Origin of the sequence: Erwinia sp., from assembly GCF_049696395.1 — a bacterium.
Classification (GTDB): domain Bacteria; phylum Pseudomonadota; class Gammaproteobacteria; order Enterobacterales; family Enterobacteriaceae; genus Erwinia.
Genome location: NZ_JBAVTT010000073.1, coordinates 1 through 13516 on the forward strand (window position 1 = coordinate 1; position 13516 = coordinate 13516).

Here is a 13516-nt window from a genome sequence, read left to right on the forward strand (position 1 = left end):
ATCATTGGCGCCAGTAAACTTAAGCCGCAAAAGTTTATGCTGTTTAACGTCATTGGCGCGGTGTTATGGGCGGTGATCTTCGTTTCTCTGGGCTATCTCGGTGGCCAGGTTATTGCGCCATGGCTGCACACTATCGATCGTCATCTCAAACAGATTTTCTGGGTGGTGCTGATCCTGGCCTTGGTCTGGGGAGCCCGACTTTATCTGAAGCGCCGCTCAGACAATGAGAAGGAAGAAGAGGAAGAAAAAGCGCAAGACAAAGAGGAGTAACCGACCGCAAAAATGCCCCCGGTCGGTTAAGCTGTTCTGTCACTGTTGTTGCATAAAGAACTGCGGGTTCGCCAGCATGAACCCGCCGTCAATCACGAAGGATTGCCCGGTGGTGTAGCTTGACCATTGCGAGCAAAGCCATGCCACCATACTGGCAATTTCGCGGGTGTCGCCAGGCCGGCCAGCCGGAATTTCCGGGATAGAGACTTTTCTGGCGTCATCATTGGTCATCTTATTCATCGCCGTAGCAATCGCGCCGGGCGCAACGGAATTGACCAGAATGTTATGTTTAATCAGGCTCAACGCCATGGATTTGGTTAACCCGCCCAGCGCGTGCTTAGCGGCGGTATAAGCAATGGAACCCGGCAACGGCGTGTGTTCATGGACCGATGTAATGTTTATAATCCGCCCGCCTTCGCCCTGCGTCACCATATGACGTGCGGCAATCTGCCCGCAAACGAAGGCCCCGTCCACATCCACGGAAAAGACTTTCCGCCACTCTTCGAAGCTGGTTTCAAGAAAATCAGATTTAAAATTAGCCCCGGCATTGTTCACCAGTACGTCAATCCGGCCGAGTCTGGCAATCAGAGCTTGTAAAGATTTCCCCCCTTCCTGCGGATCGCCCAAATCAAGCCGTTCAATCTCTGCTTTTTTGCCCAACTCACGAACCTGCTTAGCAGTTTCCTGTGCCCCTTTATCATCGGAACGCCAGGTTATACCAATATCAAAGCCTTGCTCCGCCAGCATGATGGCGCAGGCCTGGCCGATACCGGAATTCGATGCCGTGACAATGGCCACTTTGTTTTCTGGTGTGCTCATGGTTCTCTCCTGTAGGGATGATAGCCAACCGCAAGTATAGAAGACGAAATGTCAGCCCGGTTTACATCTGGTTGCGGATGCGCGCCACTAAGCCCTGTGAGCCTGACTATAGTTAACCTTCTGCAAGACTTTCTTAACGCCAGGGAGAAAACATGAGTCAGATAAAACGGAAAATTGAAGACCACGGCGTGATCGGTGATTTACGCACCTGCGCATTAATCGCCAACGATGGCACGCTCGATTATTTTTGCTGGCCAAACCTGGACAGCCCTTCGGTCTTCACCGCCCTGCTGGACGGAGATGAAGCCGGCGTGTTCAGCATCGCACCTGACTGGCAGGATGTTCGCCGCCAGCAACTCTATCTGCCTGATACCACGCTTTTGCAAACCCGTTGGCTGGCAAAACAGGGCGTGGCGGAAATTACCGATTACATGCCGATTTGTCATCAGGATGAAGATCAACCGCGGATCATTCGCCGGATAAAAGTGGTCCACGGCGAAGCCACCTTCGCCCTGCGCTGCTCCCCCGTTCACGATTACGCCAGGGCGAAAACCCAGGCCAGCCTGAAAGACGGCGGCGTGGAGTTCAGCGCTACCGGCCAGCCTACTTTGCGCTTGTGCGGTAACGTGCCTTTCACGCTGAACGGGGCTGCGGCCGAATCCAGCTTCACGCTGAAAGCCGGTGAATCGCGCGAATTTATCCTTGGCAGTGCCGACGATAAACACCTGGATGAAGAAAGTACCGAACAGTGCTTCCAGCAAACGTTACAGTTCTGGCGGCACTGGAGTTCAAAAAGCACTTATCAGGGTCGCTGGCAGGAGATGGTCAACCGTTCGGCGTTAACACTAAAGCTGCTGACCTCCCGCAAACATGGCTCGATAGCGGCAGCGGCGACATTTGGTTTACCTGAGGAGTTAGGCGGTGGACGTAACTGGGATTATCGCGCTTCCTGGCTGCGCGACGCTTCGTTCAGCATGTATGCGCTGATGCGCCTGGGCTACATAGAAGAAGCTAAACACTTCACCCATTGGGTTGGCCGGTGTGTAGAGAACAGCCATCACGATATTGAAAAGCTTCAGGTTATGTATCGCCTGGACAGCGGCACGGAACTGCACGAGAGCGAACTGCTCAATCTCTCCGGCTATGCCAACTCAACGCCGGTCAGGATTGGTAATGATGCCTGGCGGCAGACGCAGCTGGATATCTATGGCGAGCTGATGGATGCGATCTATTTAGCCAACAAATACGGGGAAGCCATCTCGCATCGTGGCTGGGCGCATGTCAGCAAGATGATTGATTACGTCAGTGAGAACTGGAATCAGGCGGATGCCGGGATTTGGGAGATGCGCGGCGAGCCGCAGCATTTTCTCCATTCAAGACTGATGTGCTGGGTGGCGCTGGACCGAGCCGTGCGCTTGGGCGAGAAGCGTTCACTCTCCTTCCCTTATGAGCGCTGGTGCCAGGCAAGGGACGCCATCCGCGAGGATATCTGGAGTAATTTCTGGAATGAAGAGCGCGGCCATTTTGTTGCTACCCGCCATGGCGACTTTGTTGATGCCTCGATGCTGCTGATGCCGCTGGTGCGCTTTGTTGGCGCTACCGATCCGGACTGGATTTCCACGCTGGATACCATTAAAGAGAAGTTGGTCAGTGACGGACTGGTGCGGCGTTATAATCTGTCCGAAACGCCTGCTGACGGGCTGGAAGGCGATGAAGGTGCGTTTACGGCCTGTTCGTTCTGGTACGTTGAGTGTTTAGCACGCGCGGGACGGGTGCAGGAAGCGCACTTTGAATTTGAAAAGCTGTTGAGCTATGCCAATCCCCTGGGGCTGTACGCCGAAGAGTTCGATCACCAGGGACGCGCGCTGGGCAATACGCCGCAGGCTTTAAGTCATCTGGCCCTGATCAGCGCCGCCTTTTTCCTTAACCGAAAACTGAATGGCGACGATCCGCTGTGGCAACCCTGAGCGCAAATCGTGCGTTTTGCCCTGCCATCAGCCGTTTTCGTTGACCATTTTGCGTAAAGTTAGTTCAACTGTTACAAATCCTGGTTTCTTCCTTGAGGGTTATGACCATATAATGTGCAGCCGGTTGAAGCTGACCGGCCACAGGCTCATTTATCCACTGTTACAGGCGCTTCATTTTAAAGAATATGAAAAAAAGCATTCGCGCGTTAGCCACCTTAGTCCTGGCCTTTACGGCATACAGCCAGTCAGCTTCTGCTGTTGTGTACTCCCTGCCAGCGGCGAACAGCCGTGTGATCGGCGAGAACCTGCAGATTACCGTGCCACAGGACAGTAAACTCCCGCTGGAAGCTTTTGCTGCACAGTACCAGATGGGCCTGAGCAATATCCTGGAAGCTAACCCAGGTGTTGATGTCTACCTGCCAAAAGCCGGCACTAAACTGATCATTCCTCAGCAGCTGATCCTGCCAGACGCCCCGCGCGAAGGCATCGTGATCAACAGCGCCGAAATGCGTCTGTATTACTATCCAAAAGGCACCAAAACCGTGGTTGTATTGCCGGTAGGTGTGGGTGAGTTGGGTAAAGATACTCCGATCAACTGGACCACCACCGTTCAGCGTAAGAAAGATGGCCCAACCTGGACGCCAACGAAAAAAATGCATGATGAGTCCGTTGCTGCAGGCTCTCCGCTGCCGACCATCTTCCCTGCCGGCCCGGATAACCCAATGGGCCTGTACGCGCTGTATATCGGCCGCCTGTACGCTATTCACGGCACCAACGCCAACTTCGGTATTGGTCTGCGTGTAAGTCACGGCTGTGTCCGTCTGCGTGCTGACGACATCAAATGGCTGTTCGACAACGTGCCCGTTGGCACCCGCGTTCAGTTTATCGACCAACCAATCAAAGCGACGGTAGAGCCTGACGGTTCTCGCCTGGTGGAAGTGCATAACCCACTTTCTCAGACCGAAGAGCAGTTTAACTCGCGTGAGCCGGTTCCTTTGTCGATCACTCCGGTGGTGAACAAAGTGGTTAGCGATGCCAGCGTAGACACGGCAGCGATGGAAGAGGCGCTGAAAGCCCGTACTGGTATGCCAACCAAAGTGAACGGTGCAGCTGATAATCAGCCATCAGCGCCATTGATTGTTGCTGAGCAGGAAGGGGCACAGCCGCAGGAAGAACCAATGACGCCAGTTACCGCACAGGGTGCGAACGTGATGGATCCGAATGCTGCGCCAGCTGATGCCGCACCGCAGGCTGCTGCTCCAGCGGATACTGCTGCGCCATCTGCGCCAGCCGCTACCCCTGACAACGGCGCTCCTGCTCAGCAGGCGCCTGCCGAAAATCAGAATGCTCAGCCAGCAACGCCAGCCGCGCCAAACGACAACACCTTTGTGGTGCCAAAGCAGCCGGGCCCGGTTTACGAAACTAAACCAGCGTCCGTACCCGCTAAGGCCACCGCACCTGTTGTTGCTACACCGGCAACGAACACCCAGTCTTAAGTTGATTGCGTGATAAAAAAACGGACCTGAAGGTCCGTTTTTTTTGCTCTACCACTTCACCCCAAGTCCGGTAGTGAAGTCCCGCTCATTCAGCGTGTCTCTGGTGCCGCTAACCAAATTATGGCTGTAAGTGATATTCAGCGATGACCAGTTGTTAAGTTGATAGCGCAGGCCAATCTCAGCATCCAGACTGACAATCCCATCATCGTCCAGAGAATGGCCGAGCTCGCCATGAGTAAACAGCGTCAACTCCTTGCCGCGCAGGAAGCGCTGATAATCCCAGTGGACTGAAGCGCCATAATGCCGGTCTGAACTGCCATCGCTGTAGCCATAAGGAAAGGATCGTTCCTCATGGACGTTCTATTTTTTATCAGTGAGTAGCTTGTAAGCTTTTACTCCACATCGCGTTACAGCAATGAGTACAATAAGCATTATAATAAACTTAGCAGTAAACTCAGTTTTTGATGTGTTATCAAAATCAAGAACATGAGCACGTTCAAGCAATGTAAATCCAATGATATAAAGAACTAAGTATATTAAGAAATAGACTAAACTTTTCATTAAGCTTACCTGTGAGGTGATAAAGTCACTCTGAAAGCATTACCAGGTGCACTGACCTCCATAATTAGGGCTGGATTTAGAGCCCCCTCCGCCATTGCTATTATTGCTACTGAAGCTATCCCTCGTACATTGACCGGCGATCATACCTCCAACAACCCCCGCAGCCATTCCAAGAGGTCCAGCTATCGAGCCAGTGACCAGACCTCCAAATATTCCAGCACCGCAGGAATTGACACCACCGTAGGCTTTTCCAGAATAGTTTCTTTCATAGTTTGAGTTTGCGTTACCGCCAGAGACACCGTTTACTACATCCGTTAATAAAATTTTCATTTTAACTTCTCCCTTTTACATTATTGCTTAATTTAACATCATTGTTAAATCAATTGAGTGAAATTGTTAATTTTAAACTCAGGCGCTTTAAGATGCTGGATAGTTCCAATAAAATGAAAGCCTAAAATTAAGTAAACGCTAAACATGAAGATAATAGTCAATGACGAAGCAGCATTCGTCATTACAAATGATAACGCAACGTTAGCTTATTAAAGGCATATATTACAAGTGGGTTCACCAGCAATAATGAAAAAAATAATAAGTGTATTTTTAATTCATTTCTTTCAATACATTAGAAATACCCAATGACTTAAAAGCCATAAAATCCACATTTTACTACCACTTCACCCCAAGTCCGGTAGTGAAGTCCCGCTCATTCAGCGTGTCTCTGATGCCGCTAACCAAATTATGGCTGTAGGTGATATTCAGCGATGACCAGTTGTTAAGTTGATATCGCAGGCCAATCTCAGCATCCAGACTGACAATCCCATCATCGTCCAGAGAATGGCCGAGCTCGCCATGCGTAAACAGCGTCAGCTCCTTGCCGCGCAGGAAGCGCTGATAATCCCAGTGGACTGAAGCGCCATAGTGCCGGTCTGAACTGCCATCGCTGTAGCCATACGCAAAGGCACCGCCGAGCAGAGACAGTGAAAACGATCCCAGCTCATCGTCCCAAAATTGATAGCCGGGTCCGGTGCCAATCAAAGCCTGACGGGAAAGCTCTTCTACCCAGTCACGTTTAAAAGTGGTTCTGCCCTGCCAGAAATACTGATCGCGGAACATGTAATCCAACGAGTAACGCAGGCTGTAATTATCCGTATTGACGCTGTCGTCTTCTTTCTCACGATCATAGGTGCCTTCAACACCGTTACGCCATTTGCCTACGTTAACCTTATTGTTGAACGCCAGATTAAAATCCTGAGTGCGCGTTGAGGCTTTTTTCAGGCTCACGCCCGCATCAATATTCCCTTGCCAGTCCACTTCATCGGTCTGCTCTTTGGGCTTCATAAACTGTTCAAACTTGTCTACAGCAACCCGCTGATCGTCATTCCCCCGGTGGACCACAATATACCCGGCATCGGCGGCTTCGAGCTTAGCCTGAACCTGAGGACTGTTTTTACCGGTGCTGACATCAATGGGATTATCACTTGAAAGCGTGCTGACGGCGCTCCAGTTTAGCGAAACCGTGCCGCCATAACTGGTCTCAATCAGCAGTTTTCCATCGCTTAGAGAGCGCACCGTGCCACTCAGGCGATCGCCATTTTTCATCCAGACAGTATCTGCCTGCGAAAGGCCAGGCAACAACAGACAGCCTGCCAGCAGGTGAAGGGGCTTAGGGACCAACATAACGAATGATTTTACCTTCGGCTGACGGAACGAATGACTCCCCTCTTTATACACCAGAGGATCACCAGCGCGGTAACCTGTAGGAAAAATACGATAAATCAGACGACTGGCTCACATATTGTCCCGCCGCCGGAGCGCCAGCCAGGCGGTGACGCAGGTGAATAACGTCACCAGTAACACCAGCAAAATAAACCCGTGATGATTGTTCGCTAAGGGAATGCCACCGACGTTCATGCCAAAGAACCCGGCGATAATGTTGATGGGCAAGGCCAGCACGGTAATCACCGTCAGGGTATAGAGCGTACGGTTGCTCTGCTCCATCTGTCTGGAGGTGATCTCCTCCTGTAACAGTCGGATCCTTTCTGTCAGCCCAATCAGATCGTTCAGCACCACGGTAAACTCTTCGGTGAACTGACGTAAATCCTGCACCACTTCACTGCCCAGCCAGCCCGGTGGACGGTTGATCAGCCGGAACAACGCCGCCGGTTCGGGTGCCAGTAAACGCTGGAAACGGAGCAGCATCCGGCGCAGACGCCCCAACTCACTGCGGTTGCTCTTGATATGGTGGCTGAGCAGCCGTTCTTCGATCTGGTCGACATAGTGATTAGACTGCCTCACTATCTGCTCCAGCACGGTTTCCTGCTCCACCAGCAAATGGGTCAGCAGTTCAGTGGAGGTGTGCAACACCAGCTCGTCCAGCTTGCTGTTCAACCGTTCAATCAGCCGCACAGGTTTGAAGCGGGCGCTGACCACCAGCCCGGCGCGGCACCAGATCCACAGCGTGGCATTTTCTTCCGTGTTTTCCCGCACATCAAAGATCACATCGTTCAGCACCGCCATCAGGGCATCGTTTTGTCGCTCTATGCGCGTACTGTGCGAGCCATGTTGGATCTCATCGAAAAAGTCCTCATCCACTGCAAAGTTATTCTTCAACCAGCGCGCAGACGCCGCGTGGCTGAGGTTTACGTGCAGCCAGATGAACCCAGTCCCGCCTTGCTGCTGTTGCCAGACCTGGCAAGCCTGCTGCGCAGAGAGCGGCTGCGGTTCTGCACCCTGTTGAAAACAGTAGCCGTAAATTAACCCGGCTACATCATCGGTAAAGTCGGGTTTCTGAATGGTCAGAGGCTGGCGATGAGTCATAGGAGAGCAGGCCGTCAGTAAAGTGTCACCAGACTGTAACGCCACTCTATTACAGACTGTTGACTGTTGTTGAGTGGCAACTGTTTTGACCTGTGCGTCCACTAAATCACTCGCCAACTGCGAAGTTATTGGGTGGCAGCATAGAGCACGTCAGCCGTGTGGTGCAGTGGGGATGCTGCCGCTAAGCCTGCATGGACGCATTTAAGGCGCCTCGGATAACGTGCTCTAAGCTGACGCCTGTCCACCGGTGCCTGTCTTGATCTGATTTCAGATCCAGCCTCATCCAGAGGCCATTTTCAACTTCATCTCTTTGTCACATTACCTGCGTAAACCCACTGTGAGACGTCATTCTCAAGACAGCATCAGGTCACTTTTCCTTAGCCAATCCGTTCACGAGGTTTTATGAGCCACAACAGTGCGATTCAGCAGGGCCAGGCCAATGCCGGGCGCCCGCATCTCTACGGGAAAAATAGCCGCTTCTCCGTGTTGTTATTTATTTTGCTGGCGATCCTTGGGATCGCTTTCGCCGGGGTTAACCTGTTCAACGATGTCAGTGATGCCGGGGGCGTGGTCACCAGCTATGTTCCCTTCCTGTTATTAGGGCTGGCGCTGCTTATCGCGCTTGGCTTCGAATTTGTTAACGGCTTCCATGACACCGCCAATGCGGTTGCCACCGTTATCTACACCCACTCGATGACGCCTAACGTCGCCGTGATGTGGTCCGGCTTCTTCAACTTCCTCGGCGTATTGCTGTCCAGCGGCGTGGTCGCCTTCGGCATCATCTCCCTGCTGCCCGTCGAGCTGATCCTGCAAGCGGGAACCGGCACTGGCTTCGCCATGGTCTATGCCCTGCTGTTCTCGGCCATTATCTGGAACCTCGGCACCTGGTGGTTCGGCTTACCGGCCTCCTCTTCCCATACCTTGATTGGATCCATCATCGGCGTAGGCGTGGCAAATGCCTTGATCCATGGCCGCACCGGCACCAGCGGCGTGGACTGGGGACAGGCGCTGAAAGTGGGTTATGCCCTGTTGTTCTCGCCCATCATCGGTTTCGTGTTCTCCGCCGCTCTGCTACTGATCATGAAACGCCTGGTCAAAAAACCAGAGCTTTATACCGCCCCCAAGAGCAATGAGAAACCGCCAACCTGGATCCGCGGCCTGCTGATCCTGACCTGTACCGGCGTCTCCTTCGCTCACGGATCGAATGATGGTCAGAAAGGAATGGGCCTGATTATGCTGATCCTGGTCGGTACCATGCCCCTCGCCTACGCACTGAACCGCTCAATTCCTGCAGAGCAAAGCCCAAGAGTTGCCGCCCTGGCTACCGTCACTCAGCAACAATTACTGGAACTGTCGCCTGGCGTTGCAGCACCAGCCGCGCCTGACAAAGTGCTGACTGACTATGTCCGTACCGGCACGATGAACGCCAACGTGATGCCTGCTCTGGCAGAACTGACGGGGGCCATCGGCAATCAAATCCGCCAGTACGGCACGGTAGAAAAAATTCCTGCTCAGGCCGTGTCGAACACCCGAAACGCGATGTATCTGGCTTCTGAAACCATCAAACAGATGAAAAGCGATGAGCAACTCACCATTCCTGCTCAGACGCAGCATGACCTGGATGCCCTGAAGGTGGAGCTGGATAACGCCACCCGCTTTATCCCCTGGTGGGTGAAAGTGGTTGTCGCTATTGCACTTGGCCTGGGCACCATGGTTGGCTGGCGTCGTATCGTGGTCACCGTCGGTGAAAAAATCGGCAAAACGCACCTGAATTATGCTCAGGGAGCCAGTGCAGAACTGGTCGCGATGGCCACTATTGGCGCGGCTGATGCCTTCGGCCTGCCCGTTTCAACCACCCATGTCCTCTCTTCTGGCGTGGCGGGCACCATGGCCGCCAACCGTTCTGGCCTGCAAATGTCGACCCTACGCAATTTGCTGATGGCCTGGGTATTGACGCTGCCGGTCTCAATCTTACTTTCAGCCAGCCTTTACTGGCTGTTTACCCACTTCTAATCGGGAGACATTTTATGGCTATGCAAGGCAATGATTTCAGCAACGAGACCTTCCACCAGCGCCTGCTGCAGGAATTTTATGACAGCTACGACGAAGAGCTGGAAATGGAACTCGATAACATCCGCTTTGGCGATCAACAGGCCCCTGAGCCCGACGAAAAAGCCTGGCGCAAACACTACTTCCGCGAGCTGCTGCGTTTGCAGGGCGAGCTGGTCAAGTTACAAGACTGGGTGATGCGCACCGGCCACCGCATGGTGATCATCTTTGAAGGCAGGGATGCCGCAGGCAAAGGCGGCGTGATTAAACGCATTACTCAGCGCCTGAACCCAAGAACCTGCCGGGTTGCCGCGCTGCCTGCCCCTAACGATCGCGAGCGCACGCAGTGGTACTTCCAGCGTTATATCGCTCACCTGCCAGCCGCCGGTGAAATCGTGTTGTTTGACCGCAGTTGGTATAACCGTGCCGGTGTCGAGCGCGTAATGGGCTTCTGTAACGAAGACGAAGTGGAAGAGTTTTTCCGCAGCGTGCCGGAATTTGAAAAAATGCTGACCCGCAGCGGCGTGCAGATTGTGAAGTACTGGTTCTCTATTACCGATGAAGAGCAGGAAATGCGCTTTATGAGCCGCATTCACGATCCGCTTAAGCAGTGGAAGCTAAGCCCGATGGACCTGGAAAGCCGCCGCTTATGGGAGGACTACACCGAAGCGAAAGAGATCATGCTGGCAAGAACCCATATCGACGAAGCGCCATGGTGGGTGGTTCAGGGTGTAAACAAGAAAAAGGCTCGCCTCAACTGCATCAGTCATCTGCTGCGTCAGGTGCCTTATGAAGAAGCGGAAGAGAAGAAAATTGCCCTACCACCGCGTGAGCGTAACGAAGATTATCGTCGCTCCCCGGTGCCGGACACCATGATCGTACCGGAAATCTACTAATCAAAACGGGCGGGGGAATGACTCACTTTGCCAGGTTCTGGTAGTGAGTGACTCTCCGCCCGTTGATCTACCCAGCTGTATCAGCACACTACACCAGGCTGGATGGGTCGTCGCCAGGCTTGCTCAGGCTAACTGGTGACCGTTTCTCTTCGCGTTATCCTCTGTAGCCTGAGCGTCAGTGCGCAGGCAAACAGCACCACTACCGCCGCCCCCAGATAGATTGAATCGACGCCCCAATGCCCAATCAGCAACCCGGCGATCGGCCCGGTGATCCCCAGGCCGAAATCCAGGAAGGCGGAATAAAGCCCCAATGCAGAGCCCTGATTTTGGGGAGCAACCTGCTTGATTGCTTCCACGCCCAGCGCCGGGAAAATCAGCGAGAAACCCGATCCCGTCAGGAAGGCTCCGGCATCCACCATCAATACCGAACCGCCCTTCCAGATCATCAACAGGCCAACGCACTCAATCGCGAAGGACACCAGCGACACGCGAATCCCCCCAAAGCGGCCAATATAACTGCTGAAGACCAGGCGCATGGCTATAAAACCGAGGCTGAACAGCGTGAGTGAGAACGCCGCGCCATTCCAGTCATGGCTTGAGAAGTAGAGGGTGATAAAGGTCGCGATGGTGCCGAAACCCACAGTGCCCAATCCAAGACACAGGCCGTAAATCCAGATGCGGGAGAAGACCTGATTGAACGGGATTCGTTGCCCGACGGCTACCACCACGCCCTTGCGCTTAGTTGCCAGCCAGAAGCCAAAGACGGCCATCAACATAATCAATACCGCAAAGCCGGGGATGCCGAACATTGAGTTGAGGATCACGCCCAGCGGCGCACCCACGGCCATCGCCAGATAGGTTGCCACCCCGTTCCACGAGATTACCCTGGCACTTTGCACTGTCCCGACAATATTGATGCCCCACAAAATCGAGCCTGTCGCCGTCAGACTTTCGCCGAATCCCAGGAAGATGCGCCCTACCGCCAGCAAAATCAAACTGGTTAATGGCGTAGACGCGTACAGCACCGCCAGCAGCGTAAACAATCCACTGGTGCCACACAGCACTAATCCCACCAGCACCACTTTCTTCGGCCCCAACAGATCGGCATAGCGACCAGACTGCGGACGGCTAATCAGGGTAGCGAAATACTGCAGGCTGATAATCAGGCCAGCGATAAACGAGCTGTACCCCAGCTCGTTATGCACATAACCCGGCAGCACCGCCAGAGGCAGGCCGATCGACAGGTAACAGAAGAAGGTGAAAACCACCACAGAGATGATGCGTTTGTTGAGCTGTGCATTGGATAATGTTGGGGTCGAAGACATACCGGCGCCAAAAGAAGTGTGTGATGTAGCTCACATCATACCCTTAGCAAGCTAAGATATCCCCTTAAGAATTGTGAGAAATGTGACTGGCAGGTTGATAGCCGGTAATAAAACGTTGGATATCCTTTGAGGTTTTCAGTGCGCGAATGTGACTGAACAACTCGGTGGCTTCCTCATACTCTTTGCGCAGGTAGCTTAGCCACTGCTTGATGCGGGCAACATGATACAACCCGGTATCGCCTTCCTTCTCCAGCAGCACATACTTTTTCAACAGCATCACCACTTCCGGCCACGGCATGCGCGGTTCATTGTATTTGATTACCCTGCTGAGGTTTGGCACATTCAACGCGCCGCGACCAATCATCACCGCATCACAACCCGTCACCTGCAGGCAATCCTGGGCGCTCTGCCAGTCCCAGATTTCGCCGTTGGCGATCACCGGAATGGTCAGACGCTGACGGATTTCGCCAATCGCTTGCCAGTTAATGCGTTCAGGTTTGTAACCATCTTCCTTGGTCCTGCCATGCACCGCCAGCTCTGTAGCGCCAGCCTGTTGCACCGCATCAGCAATTTCAAACTGCTTAGCGCCGGATTCCCAGCCAAGCCGGACTTTTACCGTCACCGGAAGGTGCGCAGGAACCGCTTCCCGCATGGCTTTCGCCCCGCGATAAATCAGCTCAGGATCTTTCAGCAATGTCGCCCCACCGCCGCTGCCGTTCACCGTTTTTGAAGGGCAACCACAGTTGAGGTCGACGCCCCATGACCCTAATTCAACCGCACGGGCCGCATTTTCCGCCAGCCATTCCGGGTATTGACCCAAAAGCTGGATGCGGACAAGCGTGCCAGAAGAAGTGCGGCTGGCATGGTGAAGTTCAGGGCAAAGGCGTTGGAAGGATTTAACCGGCAAAAGCTGGTCGACCACCCGGAGAAATTCCGTGATGCAGAGATCGTACTCGTTGACGTCGGTGAGCAGTTCGCGCACCAGAGAGTCCAGCACGCCCTCCATAGGGGCAAGTAAAACGCGCATGTCACAACCTGTTCGTAGCGTTGAGAAGGGGGATCTGACGATCCCCCCGGAAGAGGTCTGGCTTAAGCTGGGTTAGAGCGGCGCTGACGGGTTTTGTTGGTGCGTGGTGCCCCGTTGCTGCTGCCTTCAGAGCGGGTAGAACCCGACCCTGCAGCGGCCGGACGGCGCTGACCGTTGCCCTGGCTACGTTCACCACCGGCAGCCTGGCTGCGCTCGCCGCCATTGCCGCCGCCGCTGTTGCCACGGCCGCCCTGAGCACCGGGGAATACGGCGGCGTTGAGCTTCTTCT

General features: G+C 53.8%; 9 protein-coding genes and 3 pseudogenes. 5 read left to right on the forward strand and 7 right to left on the reverse strand.

The genetic code is table 11. The annotated features are described in order from the left end of the window. On the forward strand, nucleotides 1-270 hold a 270-nt coding region (locus WCC56_RS09995; protein ID WP_424692222.1), incomplete at its 5' end, for a DedA family protein. Nucleotides 271-309: 39 nt separating this feature from the next. Here WCC56_RS09995 and WCC56_RS10000 read toward each other — a convergent pair. Further along, nucleotides 310-1089 carry an SDR family oxidoreductase gene (locus WCC56_RS10000; protein WP_424692223.1) on the reverse strand — a complete coding sequence of 260 codons (780 nt, stop codon included), beginning with the start codon at nucleotides 1087-1089 and terminating at the stop codon, nucleotides 310-312. 152 nt (nucleotides 1090-1241) lie between these two features. Between WCC56_RS10000 and WCC56_RS10005 the strand changes: the two genes are divergently transcribed. Beyond that, on the forward strand, nucleotides 1242-3056 hold the full coding sequence (locus tag WCC56_RS10005) for a glycoside hydrolase family 15 protein (protein ID WP_424692224.1): 1815 nt from the start codon (nucleotides 1242-1244) through the stop codon (nucleotides 3054-3056). 185 nt (nucleotides 3057-3241) lie between these two features. Beyond that, nucleotides 3242-4345: pseudogene (locus WCC56_RS10010) on the forward strand (L,D-transpeptidase family protein); the annotation flags it as partial. A 255-nt stretch (nucleotides 4346-4600) separates the two neighbouring features. Here the strand turns inward: WCC56_RS10010 and WCC56_RS10015 are convergent. The 3 genes and pseudogenes from WCC56_RS10015 to WCC56_RS10025 form a co-directional block, all read right to left on the reverse strand. Next, nucleotides 4601-4867 (reverse strand): annotated as a pseudogene (locus WCC56_RS10015) (DUF481 domain-containing protein); the annotation flags it as partial. Nucleotides 4868-5779: 912 nt separating this feature from the next. Further along, the gene (locus WCC56_RS10020; RefSeq protein ID WP_424692225.1) at nucleotides 5780-6790 is read right to left on the reverse strand and encodes a DUF481 domain-containing protein; all 1011 of its coding nucleotides are present in this window, start codon (nucleotides 6788-6790) and stop codon (nucleotides 5780-5782) included. Between the two features lie 111 nt (nucleotides 6791-6901). After that, nucleotides 6902-7930 carry a CorA family divalent cation transporter gene (locus WCC56_RS10025; RefSeq protein ID WP_424692226.1) on the reverse strand — a complete coding sequence of 343 codons (1029 nt, stop codon included), beginning with the start codon at nucleotides 7928-7930 and terminating at the stop codon, nucleotides 6902-6904. Nucleotides 7931-8332: 402 nt separating this feature from the next. On the opposite strand from WCC56_RS10025, the gene WCC56_RS10030 reads away from it, so the two are divergent. Then, a complete protein-coding gene (locus tag WCC56_RS10030; protein ID WP_424692227.1) occupies nucleotides 8333-9943 on the forward strand; it encodes an inorganic phosphate transporter in 1611 nt (536 codons plus the stop codon). A 14-nt stretch (nucleotides 9944-9957) separates the two neighbouring features. Next, the gene (ppk2, locus tag WCC56_RS10035) at nucleotides 9958-10875 is read left to right on the forward strand and encodes a polyphosphate kinase 2 (RefSeq protein ID WP_424692228.1); all 918 of its coding nucleotides are present in this window, start codon (nucleotides 9958-9960) and stop codon (nucleotides 10873-10875) included. Nucleotides 10876-11003: 128 nt separating this feature from the next. Here ppk2 and WCC56_RS10040 read toward each other — a convergent pair whose 3' ends face one another. The 3 genes and pseudogenes from WCC56_RS10040 to WCC56_RS10050 all read right to left on the reverse strand — a co-directional run. Continuing rightward, nucleotides 11004-12200 (reverse strand): MFS transporter, encoded by a 1197-nt coding sequence (locus WCC56_RS10040; protein ID WP_424692229.1) that lies wholly within the window; start codon nucleotides 12198-12200, stop codon nucleotides 11004-11006. Between the two features lie 64 nt (nucleotides 12201-12264). Continuing rightward, nucleotides 12265-13227, reverse strand: a complete 963-nt coding sequence (gene dusC / locus WCC56_RS10045; protein ID WP_424692230.1) for a tRNA dihydrouridine(16) synthase DusC — start codon at nucleotides 13225-13227, stop codon at nucleotides 12265-12267. Nucleotides 13228-13289: 62 nt separating this feature from the next. Next, a pseudogene (locus WCC56_RS10050) lies at nucleotides 13290-13516 on the reverse strand (hypothetical protein); the annotation flags it as partial.

Excerpts from the sequence above, each read along its gene's own strand:
- WCC56_RS10000 (WP_424692223.1), bottom strand. The coding sequence starts at position 1,089 with ATGAGCACACCAGAAAACAAAGTGGCCATTGTCACGGCATCGAATTCC.
- WCC56_RS10005 (WP_424692224.1), top strand. The coding sequence starts at position 1,242 with ATGAGTCAGATAAAACGGAAAATTGAAGACCACGGCGTGATCGGTGAT.
- WCC56_RS10020 (WP_424692225.1), bottom strand. The coding sequence starts at position 6,790 with ATGTTGGTCCCTAAGCCCCTTCACCTGCTGGCAGGCTGTCTGTTGTTG.
- WCC56_RS10025 (WP_424692226.1), bottom strand. The coding sequence starts at position 7,930 with ATGACTCATCGCCAGCCTCTGACCATTCAGAAACCCGACTTTACCGAT.
- WCC56_RS10030 (WP_424692227.1), top strand. The coding sequence starts at position 8,333 with ATGAGCCACAACAGTGCGATTCAGCAGGGCCAGGCCAATGCCGGGCGC.
- ppk2 (WP_424692228.1), top strand. The coding sequence starts at position 9,958 with ATGGCTATGCAAGGCAATGATTTCAGCAACGAGACCTTCCACCAGCGC.
- WCC56_RS10040 (WP_424692229.1), bottom strand. The coding sequence starts at position 12,200 with ATGTCTTCGACCCCAACATTATCCAATGCACAGCTCAACAAACGCATC.
- dusC (WP_424692230.1), bottom strand. The coding sequence starts at position 13,227 with ATGCGCGTTTTACTTGCCCCTATGGAGGGCGTGCTGGACTCTCTGGTG.